The organism is Haloarcula sp. Atlit-7R (genome assembly GCF_003666065.1).
GTDB classification, from domain to species: domain Archaea; phylum Halobacteriota; class Halobacteria; order Halobacteriales; family Haloarculaceae; genus Haloarcula; species Haloarcula taiwanensis.
Window position 1 is genome coordinate 1 of record NZ_QXIK01000039.1, and the last position, 2331, is coordinate 2331.

The 2331-nt window shown below is 56.8% G+C and carries 3 protein-coding genes; all 3 read left to right on the plus strand.

All coding sequences use genetic code 11. The features are described 5' to 3' along the window. Positions 1-16 precede the first annotated feature (16 nt). On the plus strand, positions 17-613 hold the full coding sequence (locus D3D01_RS22445; protein ID WP_121513848.1) for a TetR/AcrR family transcriptional regulator: 597 nt from the start codon (positions 17-19) through the stop codon (positions 611-613). A gap of 237 nt (positions 614-850) precedes the next feature. Further along, positions 851-1729 carry an ABC transporter ATP-binding protein gene (locus D3D01_RS22450; protein ID WP_121513846.1) on the plus strand — a complete coding sequence of 293 codons (879 nt, stop codon included), beginning with the start codon at positions 851-853 and terminating at the stop codon, positions 1727-1729. Further along, positions 1729-2331, plus strand: a 603-nt coding sequence (locus tag D3D01_RS22455) for an ABC transporter permease (RefSeq protein WP_121513847.1), incomplete at its 3' end; no start/stop codon positions are given. The genes D3D01_RS22450 and D3D01_RS22455, both read left to right, overlap by 1 nt.

Consider the following 2331-nt stretch of genomic DNA (forward strand, 5'->3'; position numbering starts at 1 on the left):
GGGAGGGACTGTCCAAGTGACTGATAATAGTGACACACTGGGTGCCACCGAGAAAGAAATCATGTATGCAACGCACCAAGCACTAGTTAAGAGTGGCTACGCTAAACTCTCGATATCGCTCATCTCGGACGAACTCGACAAAGCTAAATCGACGATATATCACTACTACGATTCAAAAGACGCTCTACTAATTGAGTTTCTCAAGTTTTCTATCGATCGATTCGAATCGACAATCAATACGACCATCGGCGACCATCCGAAAGCAGATCTTGACCACATCATAACGACACTCTTACCGAGCCAGCTAAAAAAGGAGAAACGCCAGCTTCACTGCGTATTAGTCACGATTTCTCCGCAAGCGCTGGAACAGGAGGCGTTCCGCGAGCAGTTCACCGAAATCGACAACCGACTCGCAACAATCATCGAAAAGACCGTCCGGCGTGGTGTCCGCACAAATGTGTTTCGGGACGTTGACCCGGCGCAAGAGGCCGAGCACATTCTTGCGGTGATCAAAGGGACTATGTACACTCGTCTTACAACCAATCGTGAAACCGCAGCAGTACGAGCAAGGGATTCTCTGTTCTCCCATATTGACTCGCATTTGATGGCCTAACCTCTCTCAATACCGTATTCCGAAGAACATCCTATACGAAACTAGCAATACAGAGATGTTTGACAGGTACGCTTCCAATGAAACGTGGCACAGCTCAAAAACACCGGAGTACTCTCTCAACCAGGTCTGATAATGGCGTTCACAACTTCACAGGCAGGCGGAGCAATCGGCCACCTACAACTGTAAAAATACCCCACTCGTACAAAATATTATATTCTCTTGCCGTCATTTGCGCCCATGGCGGCGATTGAGGTATCGGGGCTGAGCAAACACTACGGCGACGTTCGGGCCAACGATGACCTGACGTTCACCGTTCAAGAGGGCGAGATTTTCGGCTACCTCGGGCCGAACGGCGCGGGAAAGACGACGACGATTCGCAGTTTGCTCGGCTTCCAGTCGCCGACCGAGGGAACCGCGACGGTGCTCGGCCACGACGTTCGCGACGAAGACGAACTCCTCGAAGCGAAGGCTGAAATCGGGTATCTGCCAGGCGATCCAGGCCTTGACGAACAGGTCACGGGCCGCGAGTACCTTGACTACCAATCGTCGCTCAAAGGCGGCGAGCGGCGTGAGGAGTTGCTGGAGCTGTTCGATCCGCCACTCAACCGGAAGATCCGGGAGTACTCCCGGGGCAACAAACAGATGGTCGGTATCGTTCAGGCGTTCATGCACGACCCGGAACTGGTCATTATGGACGAACCGACTTCCGGGCTGGACCCGCTGAAACAGGAGGCGTTCAACGAGTTCATCCGGGGAGAGCGATCGAAGGGCAAGACGGTGTTCTTCTCCTCACACGTCCTCGGCGAGGTCCGACGAGTCTGTGACCGGGTCGGAATCATCCGCGAGGGAAAACTCGTGACCCTCGAGGAGATTGATGCATTGCTCCGGCGCGGCGGGAAGCGTGTCCGGGTCCACACGCGGTCCGATGCCGACCTCGCCAGGCTAAGCGGTGAGGGTATCCTCGACCGAGAGACGTTCGATGACGGCGTCCAGTTCACGTTCACTGGCGATTACAACACCCTCGTGTCGGTGCTTGCTGACTACGACATTGTCGATCTCGAAATCGAGGAACCACCGCTCGAAGATGTGTTCATGCACTTCTATGGAGCGGACTGATGTTCGAAGTGACCCGTTACGAGGGCCGCCGACGGATGCGAGGGACGGCCGTCCTCACCGTCCTGCTCGCGGTCTACGCGCTGCTCATCGTCTTCCTGTATCCGTCCATCGCCGAGTCGAGCGTCGACTTCGACGAGTACGTCGAGAGCCTCCCGCCGGCATTCCAGGAGGGATTCGTCGGGTCAGCGAACTTCTCGACCGTCGAGGGGTTCCTCTCGATCGAGATGTACCAGTTCCTCTGGCTCCTGTTGCTCGGGCTGTACGTCGCGTACAGCGGGGGCGCGCTCGTTGCGGGGGATGTCGAGACCGGGCAACTAGACATGCTGCTCGCGACGCCGATCTCGCGCTCGCGGGTCGTGGTCGAGAAGTACCTCTCATTGATGGTCCCCGTCCTCGGCGTCAACCTAGTGACGCCGTTCGTGGTCTATGTCGGTCTCCTCGCTATCGACGAGACAATCGACCCCGTGTCGCTGTTCGCGCTTCACCTGCTTTCGATCCCGTATTTGCTGATGTGTGCCGGTGTCGGCCTGCTGCTGTCTGTCCGCCTGGACCGCGCCGACATCGCCCAGCGGGGCGGGATCGGTGCGGTGTTCGGCCTGTTC